Origin of the sequence: Streptomyces sp. NPDC047886 (assembly GCF_043204435.1) — a bacterium.
Taxonomy (GTDB): domain Bacteria; phylum Actinomycetota; class Actinomycetes; order Streptomycetales; family Streptomycetaceae; genus Streptomyces.
In genome coordinates, this window is record NZ_JBIDCF010000005.1 from 477,200 (window position 1) to 495,108 (window position 17,909).

The 17,909-nt window shown below is 72.2% G+C and carries 10 protein-coding genes; 5 read left to right on the forward strand and 5 right to left on the reverse strand.

Features of this window, described 5'->3' with window-relative positions:
• Nucleotides 1-17 precede the first annotated feature (17 nt).
• Nucleotides 18-1,127, reverse strand: a complete 1,110-nt coding sequence (locus ACGF5U_RS20065) for a lytic polysaccharide monooxygenase (RefSeq protein ID WP_392818855.1) — start codon at nucleotides 1,125-1,127, stop codon at nucleotides 18-20.
• A 575-nt stretch (nucleotides 1,128-1,702) separates the two neighbouring features.
• Between ACGF5U_RS20065 and ACGF5U_RS20070 the strand changes: the two genes are divergently transcribed.
• Together ACGF5U_RS20070 and ACGF5U_RS20075 are read left to right on the forward strand one after the other, a co-directional pair.
• On the forward strand, nucleotides 1,703-2,251 hold the full coding sequence (locus tag ACGF5U_RS20070) for a YbhB/YbcL family Raf kinase inhibitor-like protein (RefSeq protein ID WP_392713629.1): 549 nt from the start codon (nucleotides 1,703-1,705) through the stop codon (nucleotides 2,249-2,251).
• Between the two features lie 132 nt (nucleotides 2,252-2,383).
• Entirely contained in the window at nucleotides 2,384-3,277 is an 894-nt protein-coding gene (locus ACGF5U_RS20075; protein ID WP_392713627.1) for an AraC family transcriptional regulator N-terminal domain-containing protein, read from the forward strand.
• Nucleotides 3,278-3,587: 310 nt separating this feature from the next.
• Here the strand turns inward: ACGF5U_RS20075 and acnA are convergent, their stop codons facing one another.
• Nucleotides 3,588-6,305, reverse strand: a complete 2,718-nt coding sequence (acnA, locus tag ACGF5U_RS20080) for an aconitate hydratase AcnA (protein WP_392713625.1) — start codon at nucleotides 6,303-6,305, stop codon at nucleotides 3,588-3,590.
• 172 nt (nucleotides 6,306-6,477) lie between these two features.
• On the opposite strand from acnA, the gene ACGF5U_RS20085 reads away from it, so the two are divergent.
• On the forward strand, nucleotides 6,478-6,864 hold the full coding sequence (locus tag ACGF5U_RS20085; RefSeq protein WP_392713742.1) for a DUF6193 family natural product biosynthesis protein: 387 nt from the start codon (nucleotides 6,478-6,480) through the stop codon (nucleotides 6,862-6,864).
• Here the strand turns inward: ACGF5U_RS20085 and ACGF5U_RS20090 are convergent.
• On the reverse strand, nucleotides 6,855-6,983 hold the full coding sequence (locus tag ACGF5U_RS20090) for a hypothetical protein (RefSeq protein ID WP_392713623.1): 129 nt from the start codon (nucleotides 6,981-6,983) through the stop codon (nucleotides 6,855-6,857). The two genes, ACGF5U_RS20085 and ACGF5U_RS20090, sit on opposite strands and share 10 nt — an antisense overlap.
• Nucleotides 6,984-7,082: 99 nt before the next feature.
• On the opposite strand from ACGF5U_RS20090, the gene ACGF5U_RS20095 reads away from it, so the two are divergent.
• On the forward strand, nucleotides 7,083-8,612 hold the full coding sequence (locus ACGF5U_RS20095; RefSeq protein WP_392713622.1) for a UDP-N-acetylglucosamine 1-carboxyvinyltransferase: 1,530 nt from the start codon (nucleotides 7,083-7,085) through the stop codon (nucleotides 8,610-8,612).
• Between the two features lie 212 nt (nucleotides 8,613-8,824).
• Here the strand turns inward: ACGF5U_RS20095 and ACGF5U_RS20100 are convergent, their stop codons facing one another.
• Nucleotides 8,825-11,122, reverse strand: a complete 2,298-nt coding sequence (locus tag ACGF5U_RS20100) for a hypothetical protein (protein WP_392713621.1) — start codon at nucleotides 11,120-11,122, stop codon at nucleotides 8,825-8,827.
• A gap of 33 nt (nucleotides 11,123-11,155) precedes the next feature.
• Nucleotides 11,156-12,646: an ankyrin repeat domain-containing protein gene (locus tag ACGF5U_RS20105; protein WP_392713620.1), complete on the reverse strand. Its 1,491-nt coding sequence runs from the start codon at nucleotides 12,644-12,646 to the stop codon at nucleotides 11,156-11,158.
• Between the two features lie 260 nt (nucleotides 12,647-12,906).
• Between ACGF5U_RS20105 and ACGF5U_RS20110 the strand changes: the two genes are divergently transcribed.
• The gene (locus tag ACGF5U_RS20110) at nucleotides 12,907-17,883 is read left to right on the forward strand and encodes a hypothetical protein (RefSeq protein WP_392713619.1); all 4,977 of its coding nucleotides are present in this window, start codon (nucleotides 12,907-12,909) and stop codon (nucleotides 17,881-17,883) included.
• Nucleotides 17,884-17,909: the final 26 nt, after the last annotated feature.

Sequence of the window (17,909 nt, forward strand, 5' to 3'; positions counted from 1 at the left end):
GCACGCCCGCCCTCCGGTCAGCCGAGCGTGCAGCGCGGGGCCGTCGTGGTGTCCGGGCCGGGGCCCGAGGCGACGTACCCGAACGTGGCGCTGGCGCCCGGGGCGAGTGAGCCGTTCCAGTCGGCGTGGTGGACCATCACGGCCTGCCCGTGGGCCATCAGCCTGCCGTTCCAGAGACTGTCGATGGTCTGGCCGTCCGGGAGGGTCCAGTCGACCATCCAGCCGAGCATCGGCACCGTCCCGGTGTTGGTGACGGTGACCTGTGCCTGGTAGCCGCCCGACCAGGAGGAGGTCACCGCGCGGGTCGCGGTGCACTGGCCGGGCGGGGGCTCGGTGGGCGGGGTGCCCGGATCCTTGACGCCGGTCACCTCGCCGTTTCCGCCGTCGAAGACGATGTCGGAGCAGGAGTAGAAGGTCTCCCGGCTGTCCGAGCGCTCCCACACCATGTAGATGATGTGGCGGCCCGACTTGTTCGCCGGGAGGTCCCCCGCCCAGGAGTAGTTGCCCTCCACCGTGCCCGGCGAGCCGTTCAGCTGCGGGTGGTCCACCGTCAGGAACGGCTGGTCCTCGATGTCGTCCCAGGTGAGGGTGCGGGTCGGGTCGAAGCCGTCCTTGGTGATGTAGACCCGGAACCAACCGGGGTGGGCGGCCCAGGCGTTGTAGGAGAAGTCGATCCGGGCGCCGGCGGTGAGATGGGTGAGCGGCCAGTCCGCACGGGCCGCGTCGAAGCCCGTGAAGGTGGTGTTGCCGCCGCTGCACAGCTCGCCGTCGGGCACGAACCCGCGGGTGCGGCCCGCGCCGTCGGAGCGGAGGACCGAGAACCAGTTGTAGAACGGGGTCGTGCCGCCGGCCTGCGCGGCGGCCCGGCAGGCGGGGTTGACGGGCTTGATCTCGCCGGTGTCCGTCAGCCCGTCGCGCCAGCACAGGAACGTGCGGCTGCCCGGCTTCATGGGCGTGCCGTGGGCCTCGGCGTCGCCGCCGCCGGTGGCCACGATCAGCCCGAGGAGGACGGGGAGTACGGCCAGCAGGACGAGCAGTACTCGTGGGCGAGGCTCCGTGGTGACTCGTGACGGGTGCGTCGTGGTGACCTGTAATCGGTGCGTCATGGTGGGGTGTCGTCCCTTCATCGAGCGGCTCTTCGACAGGGGGATGGTGGGGGTGTGCCAGATGCGGAAGGTTCGAGGGGGCGGTGGGAGATGTGGGGCATGTGGAGCGTTGCACCGATGGATGGGAGCGCTCCCACTCACCGGTGCACTTCGGAAGCTAGCGCGTACATGACAGGTCGTAAACCCTCTCGCGGCACCGGAAACGCCGGAGGGCCGCACCCCGTTCGCGGCCGGACCGTCCGGCACCTGAGTGAGCGTCATGGACTCGACCTCTCGGGTGGCCACCGCGTCGAACACCCCCACCACTCCCAGGAGCGGTACGAGAACCCCGAACACCGCGGCCAGCGCCAGCGCCAGCCCCAGAGCGTCAACTCGGTGAACCCGAGTGAGTGCACCCGGGGAAGATCGTCGCTGCTGCCGGCGCTCGGTGACGTGCCCTCGACGCGACTCCCGCGCCTCGTGCCGGGTAAAGGCCGCGCGTTCTTGCACGATCCTCCCGTCGGCACCCGCCTTCCGCCGGATGCGTGTTCCGCTGGGGACGCGCCCCCGGCTCCCCGGGGCAGCACCCCGTCGCAGATATGAAGGAGACCAAGAAGTTGAGTGATCAGGTGCAACGGCGTCCGCTGCCGCACGACTTCCACCCGCAGGTACCCGAGCTGACGTTGAGCAGCACGGACGTGAGTGACGGCGGCACCCTCCCGGACGCCCAGGTGTACGCGAAGGGCAACTCCTCGCCGCAGATCGGCTGGTCTGCCGGACCGGAGGGTACCGGCAGCTACGCGGTCACGTGCTACGACCCGGACGCGCCGACCGGCAGCGGGTTCTGGCACTGGACGGTCTTCGACATCCCGGCGGACGTCACCGAGTTGCCTGCGGGAGCCGGAACCGGGGGCTTCGAAGGTCTGCCCGCCGGTGCCGTGCAGGTGCGGAACGACTACGGCAGCAGGGGCTTCGGCGGGGCCGCGCCTCCGGAAGGGGACGGCCCGCACCGGTACGTGTTCACGGTGTACGCCGTCGACAGGGAAAAGCTGGGTCCGGACGCGGACGCGACGCCGGCCCTGGTGGGATTCCATCTGCGGTTCCACGCCATCGCCCGCGGCCAGCTGACGGCCCTCTACGAGGAACAGGGCACCACGGGGTCGTAGTCGGACGCCGGGCTGCACGCCCGCGTCCCCTGCCGCCGGCCCGGCCGGGGGACTCGCCCGTTGTTCGCGCGTTCTTGCACGATCCTGCCCCCAGCCGGGGGATCCTGCCGGGTCTCGTGGTGAGATGGGGGCATGTCCCTCGCCGAGCTCCGCGACCTGCTGGGCCGCCATGCGCGGCCCGATCTGAAGACGGCCATCGACGGCGTCCGGATCTGCCGGGCCGAGCCGGGCGCCGAGCCGGAGTACGCGATGTCCGGCGTGGTGCTCGCGGTGATCGCCCAGGGGGCCAAACGGCTTGCGCTCGGAGACAGGGTGTACGAGTACGGCGTCGGTCAGTACCTGGTCGCCTCGGCCGACCTGCCCGTGGTCGGACGCATCGCCCAGGGACCCGAACTCGGTTTCGGCATGACGCTGGAGCCCGCCGTCATCGCGGAGCTGATGCTGCGGGCCGGGCCGGGCGACCTGCCGCCTTCGACCCGGTCGACCCGGCCCGGGATCACGGTCAGCGACGCACCGGCAGAGCTGATCGACGCGATCGTGCGGCTGCTGCGCCTGCTGGATCGGCCCCGCGACCGCCGGGTGCTGGTCCCCCTGGCCAAACGGGAGATCCTTTGGCGGCTGATGACAGGAGAGCAGGGCGAAGCCGTCCGGCAGCTCGGCCTGGCGGACAGCGGTCTGACCCACATCACCCGGGCCGTGGGCTGGATCCGCGACAACTACGCCGAGGCCTTCCGCGTCGAAGACCTGGCCCGGTCCTGCGGCATGAGCGTCTCCGCGTTCCACCGGAACTTCCAGTCGGTCACGGCGATGAGCCCGATCCAGTTCCAGAAGCAGATCCGGCTGCAGGCGGCGCGCCTGATGCTGGCCCGCCGCCCGTACGACGTGACCGGCGTCGCCTCCAGCGTGGGATACGACAGCCCCTCGCAGTTCAGCCGCGAGTACAAACGGCAGTTCGGCGCGCCGCCTCGGGCGGACGCAGCACGCATGCGCACCCGTACCGATCACGCCGCGGCCGCGCAGGCCTGATCGGGCCGGTACCGCTGCCCGGTCGGGACCGGCCCGTGAAGCCTGTGGTCAGAGGGGGCGGAGACCATGAGACCCCGTTTCAAGGGAGTTCAAGTGGTCTCGCATCTCTCATCGCCACACGCTCGCAAGGACAGAAGTACTCCGCACCTGGTACCAGGTGCGGAGTACTTCGTCGTCGTAGGTCGCGCAGCTCCGCTCCGGGAACAGATCGCCTGCGATCACGCTCGCAGGCGCGTCTTCCACCCCGTCACGCGCGAGCGCCCTGCCCCCGCGCGCGAGATGCAGGGGCAGGGCGCTCGTTCACGTCAGGTCAAGAACCGACAAGTTGACGCAGCACGTACTGCATGATGCCGCCGTTGCGGTAGTAGTCGGCCTCACCCGGGGTGTCGATGCGGACGACCGCGTCGAACTCCACGCCCGTGTCGGTGGTGACCTTGACCGTGCGCGGCGTACGGCCCTCGTTCAGCTCGGTCACACCGGCGAAGGAGAAGGTCTCCTCGCCGGTCAGGCCCAGGGACTGCGCCGAGGCGCCCTCCGGGAACTGGAGCGGCAGCACGCCCATGCCGATGAGGTTCGAGCGGTGGATGCGCTCGTACGACTCGGCGATGACGGCCTTGACGCCGAGCAGCGCGGTGCCCTTGGCCGCCCAGTCGCGGGACGAGCCGGAGCCGTACTCCTTGCCGGCCAGGACGACCAGCGGGATGCCCCGCTCGATGTAGTTGCGGGAGGCGTCGTAGATGAAGGAGACCGGTCCGCCGTCCCGCGTGAAGTCACGCGTGTAGCCGCCCTCGGTGCCCGGCGCGATCTGGTTGCGCAGGCGGATGTTGGCGAACGTACCGCGGATCATGACCTCGTGGTTGCCGCGGCGCGAGCCGTAGCTGTTGAAGTCGCGGCGCTCGACACCGTGCTCCGTGAGGTACTGGCCGGCCGGGGTGTCGGCCTTGATGGCGCCGGCCGGGGAGATGTGGTCGGTGGTGACCGAGTCGCCCAGCTTGGCCAGGACACGGGCACCGGCGATGTCCTCGACCGGGGCCGGCTCCATCGTCATGCCCTCGAAGTACGGGGGCTTGCGGACGTACGTCGACTCGGTGTCCCACTCGAAGGTGTTGCCGGTCGGGATGGGCAGCGCCTGCCACTGGGCGTCGCCCGCGAAGACGTCCTGGTAGGACTTGGAGAACATGTCCTCGCCGATGGCGTTGGCGACGACGTCGTTGACCTCGGCCTCCGTCGGCCAGACGTCCTTCAGGTACACCGGGTTGCCCTCGGTGTCGGTGCCCAGCGCGTCCCTGGTGATGTCCACCTTCATGGAGCCCGCCAGGGCGTACGCGACGACCAGCGGCGGGGAGGCCAGGTAGTTCATCTTGACGTCGGGGTTGATCCGGCCCTCGAAGTTGCGGTTGCCGGAGAGCACGGACGTCACGGCGAGGTCGTGGTCGTTGACGGCCTTGGAAACCTCCTCCGGCAGCGGGCCGGAGTTGCCGATGCAGGTGGTGCAGCCGTAGCCGACCAGGTTGAAGCCCACCTTGTCGAGGTACGGGGTGAGGCCCGACTTGTCGAAGTAGTCGGTGACGACCTTGGAACCCGGGGCGAGCGTGGTCTTGACCCACGGCTTGCGGGTCAGGCCCTTCTCGACCGCCTTCTTGGCCACCAGCGCGGCGGCGACCATGACGTACGGGTTCGAGGTGTTGGTGCAGGAGGTGATCGCGGCGACCGTGACGGCGCCGTGGTCGATCTCGTACGTCGAACCGTCGGGGGCCGTGACGGTGACCGGCTTCGACGGGGCGCCGTTCGGCGTGTTCGCCGGGGCGTCGGAGGCGGGGAACGACTCCTTGCCCGCCTCGTCCACGTCGTCGACGTAGTTGCGCACGTCCTGCGCGAACTGCTCGGCGGCGTTCGCGAGGACGATACGGTCCTGCGGGCGCTTCGGGCCGGCGATCGACGGGACGACCGTGGAGAGGTCGAGCTCCAGCTTCTCGGAGAAGTCCGGCTCGGCGGCCGGGTCCAGCCAGAGGCCCTGCTCCTTGGCGTACGCCTCGACCAGGGCGACCTGCTGCTCGCTGCGGCCGGTGAGCTTCAGGTACTTCAGGGTCTCGCCGTCGATCGGGAAGATCGCGGCGGTGGAGCCGAACTCCGGCGACATGTTGCCGATGGTGGCGCGGTTGGCGAGGGAGGTCGCGGCCACGCCCTCACCGTAGAACTCCACGAACTTGCCGACGACGCCGTGCTTGCGCAGCATCTCGGTGATGGTGAGCACCAGGTCGGTGGCGGTGGTGCCGGTGGGCAGCTCGCCGGTCAGCTTGAAGCCGACGACGCGCGGGATGAGCATGGAGACCGGCTGGCCCAGCATCGCGGCCTCGGCCTCGATGCCGCCGACGCCCCAGCCCAGCACACCGAGGCCGTTGACCATGGTGGTGTGCGAGTCGGTGCCGACGAGGGTGTCGGGGTACGCCTGGCCGCCCCGGACCATGACGGTACGGGCCAGGTGCTCGATGTTGACCTGGTGGACGATGCCGGTGCCGGGCGGGACGACCTTGAACTCGTCGAAGGCGGTCTGGCCCCAGCGCAGGAACTGGTAGCGCTCCTTGTTGCGGCCGTACTCCAGCTCGACGTTCTGGCCGAAGGCGTCCTTCGTGCCGAACTTGTCGGCGATGACGGAGTGGTCGATGACCAGCTCGGCGGGGGCCAGCGGGTTGATCTTCGCAGGGTCGCCGCCGAGCTCCTTCACGGCCTCGCGCATGGTCGCGAGGTCCACGACACACGGCACACCGGTGAAGTCCTGCATGATCACGCGGGCCGGCGTGAACTGGATCTCCTGGCTGGGCTGCGCCTGCGAGTCCCAGCCGCCGAGGGCCCGGATGTGGTCGGCGGTGATGTTCGCGCCGTCCTCGGTGCGGAGCAGGTTCTCCAGGAGGACCTTGAGGCTGTAAGGGAGGCGCGCGGAGCCCTCCACCTTGTCCAGCCTGAAGATCTCGTACGACTCGTCGCCCACGCGCAGCGTGCTGCGGGCGTCGAAGCTGTTCGCCGACACGACAGTCTCCTTCATCAATGTGCGCGTTCTACCGCATCCTGCCGCCACGACATTTCGCCGATCCGCTAAGGTAAGGCTTAGTTAGGTGACCCTTACCAGCTGGCGGCCGCGGTGCGTCTTCGGCGGATATCTCGATGTCGAGATAACTCTAGTACATCACCGCTGCCCGGTCATGCCCGGCCGCGCCTGTCACGGAACCGGCGGGCCGGACCGGAGGCCGGACCGGCGGTCAGACCGTCGGCAGTCGCACCACCGGCGGCCGCACCGCCCGCAGACGCCCTGTCGGCGGTCGCCCCATCGGCGGTCACACTGTCGGCATGGACGGGAACGCCTACGCCGAGGCCCGGGAGACCGACTCACCGAGGCGCCGACAGGGGTGGCCCGACTCGACGGACGGTTCGAGGTGAAGGCCGACCGGTGGGGCGACGTCATCGGCGAGACCGACTCCGCCGAGGAGGCCGTCGCACTGATCGTGGCCCATCTCCCGGAGCGCCTCGACGCGGCCGGAACCGGGACGGACGGGCCCACCGGCCCGCACCGCGCCGCACATCACCCGTAATGCTCCAAATGCTCGGTTTGACCTGTTTCGCCGCGCTCCATCTCGTTTGCCGATTGACGGTACGTCTGTTCACGTTCGGCGGCGTTCGGGTGGCGGAGGCGCGGCAGATCGGCGAGCATCGAGTCGCACCGCGCCCAACTCCCGCCAGACCGGGGCCATCACCCCGACGGCCCACCCTGGATGCGGGGTTCATCTCATATCTGAGATAGCCTGCCGCCATGGCAGACGACTACCTCGTACGCATCGGCAGGCTCATCCGTGACGCCCGGCAGCATCGTGGATGGACACAAGCGCAGCTCGCCGAGGCGCTGGCCACCAGTCAGAGTGCCGTCAACCGCATCGAGCGCGGCAACCAGAACATCAGCCTTGAGATGATCGCCCGCATCGGGGAGGCCCTCGACAGCGAGATCGTGTCCCTCGGCTACGCCGGACCGATGCATCTGCGGGTCGTCGGCGGACGGCGGCTGTCCGGTTCCATCGACGTCAAGACCAGCAAGAACGCGTGCGTGGCCCTGCTGTGCGCCACCCTCCTCAACAAGGGCCGCACGGTCCTGCGCCGGGTCGCCCGGATCGAGGAGGTCTACCGCCTGCTGGAGGTACTCAACTCCATCGGCGTCCGCACCCGCTGGATCAACGACGGCATGGACCTGGAGATCGTCCCGCCGGCGGAGCTGAACATGGAGGCCATCGACGCGGACGCCGCCCGGCGCACCCGGTCGATCATCATGTTCCTCGGACCGCTGGTGCACCGCCTGCGGGCCTTCAAGCTGCCGTACGCGGGCGGCTGCGACCTCGGCACCCGCACCATCGAGCCGCACATGATCGCCCTGCGCAGGTTCGGCCTGGACATCACCGCCACCGAGGGCCTGTACCACGCCGAGGTCGACCCGGACGTCTCGCCGGACCGCCCGATCGTGCTGACCGAGCGCGGCGACACCGTGACCGAGAACGCGCTGCTCGCCGCCGCCCGCCACAACGGTGTCACCGTCATCCGCAACGCCTCCTCCAACTACATGGTCCAGGACCTGTGCTTCTTCCTGGAGGCGCTGGGCGTACGGGTGGACGGCGTCGGCACGACGACCCTGACCGTGCACGGCGTGCCCCACATCGACGTGGACGTCGACTACTCCCCCTCCGAGGACCCGGTAGAGGCGATGAGCCTCCTGGCGGCCGCCGTCGTCACCGAGTCGGAGCTGACGATCCGCCGGGTGCCGATCGAGTTCCTGGAGATCGAGCTCGCCGTACTGGAGGAGATGGGCCTCGACCACGACAGGTCGGCCGAGTACACCGCGGACAACGGCCGCACCCGGCTCACCGACCTCACCGTGCGGCCCTCCAAGCTGGAGGCGCCCATCGACAAGATCCACCCGATGCCGTTCCCCGGCCTGAACATCGACAACGTGCCGTTCTTCGCGGCGATCGCCGCCGCCGCCCAGGGCCAGACCCTCATCCACGACTGGGTCTACGACAACCGGGCGATCTACCTCACGGACCTGAACCGGCTCGGCGGCCGCCTCCAGCTGCTCGACCCGCACCGCGTCCTGGTCGAGGGCCCGACCCGCTGGCGCGCGGCCGAGATGATGTGCCCGCCCGCCCTGCGCCCCGCCGTGGTCGTCCTCCTCGCGATGATGGCCGCCGAGGGCACGTCGGTGCTGCGCAACGTCTACGTCATCAACCGCGGCTACGAGGACCTGGCGGAGCGCCTGAACTCGGTGGGCGCACAGATCGAGATCTTCCGGGACATCTGATAGGCGAACGCCGCCGCACCCTGTCGGAACTGCTCTATGGCGGACCAGGACGGGGGGCGGCGGCGCCCGTGTGACCTCTCTGGGACTTCACGCCTGAGCCGGCCTGTGGGCCGATGTCCGGGACCGACGGCGCCTGGGCCGAGGTTCGGTCCCGGGCACCTGGTCGACGTCCGAGAGGGGTCGGGCGACCGGTTGCGTGGCGGGTGAGGAGGTCACCGGCCGTCTCCGAGGGCCTGGTGGACGCGCTGGGCCTGCCGCCACGCCTGGAACCCGGGCAGGGCCGCGATGTCGGTGAAGTCGCCGAAGGACGGGTCGCGGGTGAGGACCTGGTCGACGACCCGGTAGGCGTCGTCGGTGCGGCCGAGGGCGAGCAGGACGCGGACCTGGGTGTCCCGGATGAAGTCGTACTCCGGGGCGTAGGCGACCGTCAGGGCCTGTTCCACAGCGGCCAGGGCGCGCTCCGGTTCGCCGCTGTGCAGCAGGTGCCAGGCGAGGGCGTTGCCGGTGCGGCGCCTCACCTCCTCCTGGAAGGCGCCCTCGTCGGTGAAGTGCCAGATGGTGTCGGGTATCAGGGAGAGGGCCTGTTCCGCGTAGTGGAGGAACGTGGCCGTCAGGGCGGGGCGCTCGGGGTCCGGTACGCCATCGGCGAGGTGGCCGAGGGCGTCGACCAGGCCGTAGTGGGCGTAGAGCTGGTCGTAGTCGGAGTAGCGGGCGCCGACGACGCAGAGCGCGATGGCTTCCTCGAAGGCGGCCGCGGCTCCCTGGCGGTCCTGCGCGTGAAGCCTGGCCGCCCCGTCCTTGACCAGCGCGTGCACCGACTGCCAGTTCGGGTCCCGGACGTCCTCCTTGCCGCCGGTGTCGCGGAGGTCGATGCGGACGGCCGGAAAGGTGCCGCGCAGTCGCTCCAGGGTCGACTGGTCGAGCCGGGAGTACCGCAGGCCCACGAAAGCCAGGTGACGCAGGGCGAAGAACGGCTCGGGGAGGGTGGTGAGTTCGTTGAACGACAGGTCGATGTGCCGCAGGTTCGGGGTGCGGGCGAACGCGTCGTCCGGAAGCGCGCGGAAGGGCTCGCGCACCTTGGCGCCCTCGAAGACCTCCTTCCCCCAGCGGTCGATCTCCAGGTGTTCCAGCGTGGTGATGTCCCAGATGCCGGAGAGCAGGTCGCGGTGGGGTGGACGCTGGTCGGTGGACGGGGTCTGGCCGCTGAGGCGCAGTACGCGCAGGCGGGGCAGCCGGGCCAGTTCGGGCAGGCGGGACACTCGGGCGGACAGGCAGTCGTCGAGGTTGAGCTCCTCCAACTCCCGCAGACTCAGCAGTTCGTCCGGGACCGAGGTCAGCCGGGTGCCGGACAGGTCCAGGGAGCACAGCCCGGCCAGCCGGGTGACGACCTCGGGGAGGTCGACCGGGGTGTCGGAGACGTAGCGCCCCTGGCGGAAGCGGGACAGGTCCAGTTCGCGCAGTGAGCGCAGCCGCACGACCGCCGCCGGGAGAGGGCAGGTGAGGTGCGAGGCGCGCAGTACCTCCAGCCGGCCGAGGTCGCCCAGGGAGTCCGGCAACCCCGTGCGGGTGGTGAAGTCGTTGTCGGAGATGTCCAGGACTCGCAGGTTCTCCAAGGCGCCGATGGATGGGGGCAGTTCGGTCAGTCCGGTGCCCGAGACGTCGAGTTCTTCGAGGGCGGTGAGCTCGCCGACGCGCGGGTCGAGACGGCCGAGGTCACCGTTGTCCGCGAGGGACAGAACGCGCAGCCGGGGGAACGCGAGCAGCTGCTCCGGGAAGTGCCTCAGCCGCCTTGCCGACAGGTCGAGTTCGGTGACCTCCCGCGCCCGGTGCAGCAGTGCGTCCAGCTCCTCAAGGGCGGCCAGGTGGCTCGGGCGCACGCCCGCTCGCACCACCTGCCGCCCCTCGCGCAGGGCCTGCTCGATCCTCCGTGCGTCCGCCTCGCCGTGGCCGTCGAGGAGTTCGGGCAGCAGGAGGGCGGGCAACTCGTCGTCGCCGAAGTCGATCGGGCAGTTGCTGCGGTGGCGGTCGGCGACGAGCAGGGCCTGCGGCTGCTCGGCGAGAACGAGTTCGAAGTAGAGCATGCTGATCACGAGTTGGGCGCGGGTGCTGCCGCACACCGTGAGGATGCCGCCGTCGTCGCCGTACGAGCAGCAGACGCCGCCCGTCACCTCCAGGTCCCCGCGCACCACCACGCTGGGACAGCCCGCCAGGATCACGTTGCGGGCCCGCAGGCTGCCCGTCACGACAAGGAAGTTGCCGCCGCTGTGGTCCCACCAGTCCAAGTCGCCGTCGACGGTGAGGTCACCGTCCACGATGGTGTTGTACGGCACCCAGTCGTCGTCGCCCTCCGGCGCCAGGTGCCCGACGGCATGCAGTCCGCCCTCGTACAGGCGGATCTCCTGATCGTCCGCGAAGTCGGCGTACGGGTACCACACATCGTCGGAGATCCGGAAGCGCTTCTCGGCCTCCTCGACGGTGATGACGCGGTAGCCCGGGGGCGAGTGCACCATGTGTGTCTGCTCCATTGGTCGGGGGCGGGTCGCTCAGGAGGCTCGGGGGGCCGCGTCGGAGCGGAAGACCGGCAGACCCTCGCTCAGCCGGGCGTGAAGCAGGCAGTGGTCGAACATCTCCTCGTCCTCGTCCTCGTCCTCGTCCGCGGCGAAGACCTCGTCCACGAGGAGTTCACGCAGCTGCTCCTGGACGCCGTCGCCGTACCCCTGCTGGTACTCGAACACGTCGAAGTAGAGGTCGGCTCGCACGCTCGCGATCGTCTCGTGCTCGTCCTCGATGACCAGGCGGGCGCGGATCGTGCCCGCCTGGAGGGTGTGGTCGTTGTAGTAGCCGTGGACGACCTCGGCCTCGATGTCGCCACCGACGTACATCTCGCCGTCGGTGAACACACCGCGGGCCGCCACCCCGCCACCGATCGCCACCACCGAGTCCGGGCCGCTGTCGGCCAGCACACCGTCGACCGTCAGCGAACCGGTGACCACGAAGGGCGCCACCACGCGCAGGGCGCCCTTCACCACCAGATCACCGTGGTGGAAGAACGGCGCGTCCAGCTGCTGATCACCGGTCAGGGTGCGTGCCGTGCCGGTGTCGCCGAGGGCGGCGGCGCAGAGCCGGGGCACCGACGGCAGCAGGTCGGGGTCGCAGGTGTGGCCCAGTTCGGAGGCCAGGTCCTGGTAGCTGTCGAAGTCCGGCGCGACCAGCCGAGCGAGACTGCCGCTGTCGGCGGGGACCCCGGCAGCCTCGCACGCCGCGGCCTGCTCGGCCCGCATCACCGCGGCGGCCCGGCGGATCGCGTCCATGTCGATCGGCAGCGGCCCGCCCTCGACCACGGTCAGACTCACATGTGCCGGGGCATCCGCCGCCTGCAACAGGGACACGATCTCGTGCCGTGCCTGCCGCTGCCGGGCGCTGTGCTCCGGCAGACGCATCGCGATACCCAACGGGGTCTGGCCGAGGCGGTTGACGGCGGCGGTGTCGGCACCGCGCTCCAGCAGGAGCCGCACCAGCGCAGGCCGCTGGGACCGTACGGTCACGTGCAGCGGAGTGTCGCCGTGAGCGTCGACCTCGTCGATCGGTGCGCCGTGGTCGAGCAGGAACGCGTACACCGGCACGGCCGCGGTGCTGTGGTGAGCCAGAGATCCCCCGGTGGTGAGGCCGCTCGGGCCGTCCAGTCGGGCACCGTGCTCCACGAGCAGCGCCAGCACCTGCAACGAGCGTTCCACGCGCGCCGCCGGATCGGAGTCGTTCGAGGCCACGGCCCACCCGGCGGGGGCGGCACCGCGGTTGTCGACGGCGTGCACATCCGCACCGCACTCCAGCAGCGCCCGTATCACCTCGAGGGACGGCAGCGGGTCGTCCGCGCCGTACGCGGCCTTCACCGCCCGGTGCAGCGGGGTGGCCCCGCTCGCGTCACGCGCCGAGACATCCGCGCCGTCGGCGGTCAGGGAGCGGACCAGTGCGGCACGCTCGGTGGGATCACTACCATGAACAGCTGCGACGGCAGCAAAAAGGGATTCACTCATGACTTCGCTCATCTGAGGACTGAAGGGCGGCCCGCTGGCACCTGCCTCGGCGATCCGGTCGCCGGACCTTAGCAACGTAGAACGAGTGACCCGGCCCGCCGGCCATGAGCAGGCAGGATCCGGTGGCTTCCGTGGCTGATTCCGTAGTTCTACTGATGGATCTGTTCCTGCCCGGAGTCGAGGAGTGTCGGCGGGGCTCAGCGGTGTCAGGTAGGGCTCTGGCGTATGTGGTGTCAGTGGGGCGTGCGACGATCCGGAACATGATCGTCTCGCTTGACGCCCTGCTGCCCACCGCCGGACCGCACACCTCCACCACCTACGCCGACTGGGTCGCCGCCCACGACCCCGACGCCGCCGGGACCGCGCGCGATCTGATCGACGAGATGCGCGCCGAACTCAACCGGTCCTGGACCAAGCCGGGCCGGTTCGTGGACGCGATGGCGGCGCGGGCGCGGCGGCTGCCGCCCGCGCACCTGCCGTGGTTCTGGGACACCGTGGGGCATCGGCTGATCGGATACGGGAGCCGGCCGGGCGGGCGGGCCTACGCGGCGGCGCGGGCGGCCGAGGCCGAGCACGGGCTGCCGGTGGACTCCGGCTACCGCCGCGCCAACGCGCTGCTGTTCGCGGCGGGCGGCGCCATGCCGGCCAAGGAGTTCCGGGCGCATCAGCGGTTCCTCGCCGAGACGCTGGAGCCGGAGGCGGCCCACGCGGCCCTGGACGTGTTCCTGACCGCGTGGGCCGGTTCACCGGCGGACCTGCCCGCGGATCTGGTGCGTGGCATACGGGCCTCCGCCAAGGCGGCCGGGCACGGGGACGAAGAGGTCGCGCGGCTGGTGGGCGCGATCCTGTCGGTCACCCGGAAGAAGTCCGTGCCGGACGCGCTGCTGGCCGCCGCCGGCCCGGTCCTGGCGGCCCATCCGCCGGTGGACGCGGTCGCCGCCGGGCTGGTGGAGATCTTCCCGGACGGGGCTACCGACGGCGGGGAGTGGCTGCGGACGCTGATCGGCTGCGGTGCGGCGGAGGCGATGGAGGCCGGGCGGGTGGTGCCGCAGGGCGGGCTGCGGCAGTGGGTCGGCACCTTCGTCCACATGTACCAGTACACGGCGCGGTCCGGCGGCGGAGTCGGGCGGCAGCCGCTGCCGGAGGAGTTCCTCGACCTGGTGGGCCGGTTGGGGCCACGGCTCAGGGCGGCGGGCGCCCCGGTGACGCTGCACACCACCCGGCACTACTACCAGGGCTTCGACGCGGACGTGCTGGACGCCTGTCTGGCGGCGGGGGTCACCGTTGTCGACCCGGGCCCGGAGATCGGGATGCGCTTCTGGGGCGAGCGGTCCCGCCGGGACCTCGCCGCGCTGGCCGCCGACCCGGTGTTCGGCCCCCGGCTGGAGGGCACCGTCCACGCGGACCTGATGCCGAGTCGCTTCCCGGCGGGTCGGCGCCGCCCCGGGTCGGCGGTGACCCTGCTGCCCGGCAACGAGGGCATCGCCCACGAGGTGGCGGGGCGCGTCGGCAAGTTCCTCGACACGGTCGCGGGCGGCGGCATGGCGGGCGCCGAGGAGGCCGTGGCCGAACTGGAGACGCTGCTGGACCGGCCGACGGTGGCGGCGCTCGGCGGGATCGCCGACGCCCTGGCCGGGGCGAGCGCGGCGGGGGCGCTGCGGCGCTCACTGGCGGCCGGTCTGCCGGAGGAACTGGCCTGGCCCGCCCTGGAGTCGGTGTACGCCCGGTTCGCGGCGGACGCCGATGCCGGAGGGAGGGGGGACGGTGTCGCCGGAGGGGCGGGCGACGGTGTTGCCGGAGGGGCGGACGCCGAGGCCGGAGGGGTGGCGGGCGGCGAGAGCGGAGGGGTGCAGCTCGCCTATGCCGGAGGGGCGGGGGGCGGCGAGACCGGAGGGGCGGGGGACGGTGTTGCCGGAGGGGCGGACGCCGAGGCCGCACGGGCGGCGGACGGCGAGGCCGTACGGGCGACGGGCGGCGTTGCCGGTCGGATGGGCGACGGTGTTGCCGGGGTGACCTGCACCTGGCCGGTGCTGACCGTGTTCGGGCGCGACCGGGCGGTCGCCGTCGCGCCGGACGGGGTGCGGGGCTCCTGCCGGTACACGGTGCCGGAGGACGCGACCATGTTCGCCGTCCATTACGTGGGCGGCTCCTTCCTGGTGAGCTGGACCCTCGCGGCGAACCCGTACCACTGCGACACCGCCGTCTGGGCCGACCGTCCCGAGGAGCCGTTCACGCCGGACGAGGTGGGGGGTCTCGTGCCGTTCGGCGGCAGCCTGGACGGCGCCTACGGCTTCCAGTTCGAGACCGCCGACGCGGGCGGGCGGCACGGCGGGCGGCGGGTGCTGCGTCCTGGCGGTACGGAGGGCATCGACGGGGACGAGTTGCAGCTCGGCGACGGCTCCCGGATCTGGACCAACACCGTCTACGGGGACCGGCCGTGGGAGGTCGTGGACCCGGTCACCGGGGAACCCCGGGGCGCGACGCCGCTGCCGGACTTCCCGGGCCGGGCCGCGAGCTCCGATCCGGCCGCTGCGCCGTCGGAGGCGGGGATGGCCCTGGCGGTGGAGGCCCTGCAGCTGGCGCCGCTCCCCGCCGGACTGGCCGGATCGCCGCTGGGCAGCCGGGACGGGCTGGTCGGTACGCGGGTGCTGTTCCGCACCCGGCACCGGGACCACGCGCCCGACCACTTCCTGGTGGAGAGCGTGGACGGGCGCACGGCCCGGTTCGACATCGACCGGCCGGGGCAGGAGCCCTGGGGGCTGTGGGCGCCGCCGGAGGGCGCGGCGCAGGACGTGGTACTCGCCGAGGCGCAGACCCGGACGGGGGTGCGCGCGTACGCCGCCGACGGCGTCCTGCTGTGGGAGCTCGACGGCCACCCCTCACCCCGGCATCGGCGGGTGAAGCCGGCCAGGCCAGTCACCGTGTCGGGGGGTGTGGCCCTGCCGCCCGCGTTCTGGTACCTGCTGCGGACCAGGGACGCGGCCGGGTCCCGGGCCCTGCGGGCCGTGGGGCGGCCCGCGGCCGAGACGCTGCTGGCGGCCGCCTTCGACGGCGCGGATGCCCTGCGTACGGCTGTGGCCCGGGAGTTGCCGCAGGTCACCGATCCGGTGCTGGTGGAGGCGGTCGTGGCCGTGGCGGAGCGGGCCGCGCGGGTGGAGGAGCGTCGGCGTGCCCTGCACCGGCGCGTCGCCCTGTTCGCCGAGGCTCCGCAGGCCCTGCCGCGCCGGTCCGCGCCCGACAGCGAGTTGGTGCCCGCCCTGTTCGGGCTGGTGTCGGACGGGGAGCCCGATCCGTGGCGGCGGACCCCGCCCGTGGCCCTGCCGGCGACGCTGAGCGCGCTGGCCGCCGACGGCGCCTGCCTGGCCGGGACGATGGCGGAGGAGGTCCGGCGGCTCTCCCCGCCGGCGCCGCCGCACGACTGGTCGCAGCTGCTGGGCACGGTCGACGCGGCGGCGTGGCGGGCGGCGGTGGCACCGACCCCGGACGCGGCGCGGACCGCTCTGCTGGCCCTCCTGGACACCTGGGCCGACCAGCCGTTCGCGCGTGCGGGCGGCCGGTGGTGGGTGGGCCGCGTGTCGGACGCCGGGATCCTGGACGGATTGCGGGCGGGTGGGACCGCCGTGGCGTCCGCCCCGGTGCGGACCGGGGAGTCGGCGTGCTGGTTCGTGGCGCCCGCCACCGGTGATCCCGGCGGCGACCCGGTACCGGCGGCGGTCCCCGAGGCGCGGTGCGTGCGGGTGGAGCGGGACGACGCCGCCCGGCTCCGGGTCCTGGTGGCCGCGGTCGACGCGCACGGGCCGGTCCCGGTGCCGGAGTCGGCGGCCGCGCGCTTCGCCGAACTGACGGGCGTGCGAAGGGCGGTGGCCCGTCTCGTGGTGGCCGGTCTGGTCGGCAGGCCCGGCCAGGACGAGGACCGCGCCCTGGTGCGCAAGGCCCCCTACCGGGCGAGCCCGATGACGGCCGAGTCGTACGAGCGGCTGCGCGCCCGGCTTGGGCCCGCCGGTCGGCGGGCCGTGCTGGCCGCCGCCCTGCCCGAGGACCCGGCCGAGCTGTGGCGGCCCGGCGGAGTCGACGCGGCCGTGGAACGGATGGCCGGGGTGTGGCGGGAGCTGATCGGGACCCTGCCCGCCGTCGACGACGAGGCGGCCGACGCCCTGGAGGCCGACCTGGGTCTCTCGGAGGTGTGGGCTCGGCGGCTGCGGGGCGGCTACGAGGCCGCCGACGACGGAACGGTTCCCGCGGCCGGCTGGGAGCTGGCGGCGACCCCGTACGGCATCGGCGCGGAGGTCAGGGCGGTGCCGCCGGAGGGGCTCGAACCGCCCTACGGCACTCCGGCGGGTCTCCCGCTGGGGCTGGTCGCCGGCGCGCTGGTGTGGGCGTGGACGGACCGGCCCGTCGGCGATCCGGCCGTGGCCGGCGCGATGGCGCTGTACGAGCGGCTGCGGGCCGAACTGGACCGTGCGGAGCTGCTGCTGGCGCTGCCCGGCGGGCGGGTCGGTGACACGTCGGCGCGGATCGCGGAGCGGTTCGGGCCCGCGCGGCTGCCGGTCGCGGAGGACCGCCGCAAGGAGGCGGGACCGGTGCCGCTGGTCGCGTACGACTCCGGACCGCTGGTGGTGTGCGCGCCCGGCGGTGCCTCCTTCCTGCGGCCGGCGGCGGTCGCCGACCCGGAGGTGTGGCGGCGGGTCCGCGAGGTCACCGACCTCGCCGAAGAGCTGGACCGCGTGGCGCCGCTGCTGGCCGGTGGCGGTCTCGACCGGATGATGCGCCGGGCCCGTTCGGGAGCGGTGCCGGCCGGCGCGTACGAGGCGGATCCGCGCCGGTCCTGCCCGGAGCTGGTCACGCGCGCGGCGGCGGACCTCGGCGTGGGTGCGGACGCCGCGACGCTGTACCTGCAGGTGGCGACGCTCGCCACGCCCACCGACCGGAACGTGCGGCGGTGGAACGGCTGGTCGGCCAAGCGGCACGCTCAGGTGCGGGCGGAACTCCTGGCCACCGGCGCGGTGGTGGAGGCCAGGCGGGCGCGGGCGGGCCGTACGGTGTTCCTGCCCGGCGAGTGGACCGAGCTGAAGGCGCCCCATCTGCCGCTGGAGACGGTCAAGTTGGCGACCCACCTGGTGCGGCCGCTGTGGCGGAACGAGATCCGCGCCCCGTTCGGCCGGGTGCTGCCGACGGCGCCGCTCCACGAGATGTTCACGGAGGCCTGGGAGCGGCTGTCCGGCGGGCGCGGGCGGTGAGGCGGCCCGGTGGAGGCGGCCGGACG

Coding starts and splice junctions, on each gene's coding strand:
- ACGF5U_RS20065 (WP_392818855.1), bottom strand. CDS start 1,127: ATGAAGGGACGACACCCCACCATGACGCACCGATTACAGGTCACCACG.
- ACGF5U_RS20075 (WP_392713627.1), top strand. CDS start 2,384: ATGTCCCTCGCCGAGCTCCGCGACCTGCTGGGCCGCCATGCGCGGCCC.
- ACGF5U_RS20085 (WP_392713742.1), top strand. CDS start 6,478: ATGCCCGGCCGCGCCTGTCACGGAACCGGCGGGCCGGACCGGAGGCCG.
- ACGF5U_RS20090 (WP_392713623.1), bottom strand. CDS start 6,983: ATGCTCGCCGATCTGCCGCGCCTCCGCCACCCGAACGCCGCCGAACGT.
- ACGF5U_RS20095 (WP_392713622.1), top strand. CDS start 7,083: ATGGCAGACGACTACCTCGTACGCATCGGCAGGCTCATCCGTGACGCC.
- ACGF5U_RS20100 (WP_392713621.1), bottom strand. CDS start 11,122: ATGGTGCACTCGCCCCCGGGCTACCGCGTCATCACCGTCGAGGAGGCC.
- ACGF5U_RS20105 (WP_392713620.1), bottom strand. CDS start 12,646: ATGAGTGAATCCCTTTTTGCTGCCGTCGCAGCTGTTCATGGTAGTGAT.
- ACGF5U_RS20110 (WP_392713619.1), top strand. CDS start 12,907: ATGATCGTCTCGCTTGACGCCCTGCTGCCCACCGCCGGACCGCACACC.